Genomic DNA, 237 nt, shown 5'->3' with positions numbered 1-237 from the left:
ACATTTTGATTCCGCCGCAGCAGTATGCGTATCTCGTTGGAACCAAAGTGAGCGAAGCCGGGAATATCTCCATCCTGCAGTTCCTGCTTGATAACAACATCGGCAAGAACCAGGGTGTTGATCTTGTGATTGCTCCTTCCCGTTGGTGCGCAGGGGCCGGCACAGGCGGCACGGACCGGATGGTTGCTTACGTCAACGACGAGGACCGCGTAAACTTTGACCTGACTGTGCCGCTGA

1 protein-coding gene is annotated in these 237 nt (G+C 55.3%); it reads left to right on the top strand.

Going from position 1 to position 237, the window contains the following annotated elements:
• On the top strand, positions 1–237 hold a 237-nt coding region (locus LD028_RS09415; RefSeq protein WP_237811663.1), incomplete at both ends, for a major capsid family protein.

It is taken from the genome of Anoxybacillus sp. LAT27 (assembly GCF_022030075.1).
GTDB lineage: Bacteria > Bacillota > Bacilli > Bacillales > Anoxybacillaceae > Anoxybacillus > Anoxybacillus kestanbolensis.
The sequence above is the reverse complement of the archived record's forward strand: the minus strand, read 5'-3'. Positions and strand labels throughout refer to the sequence as shown.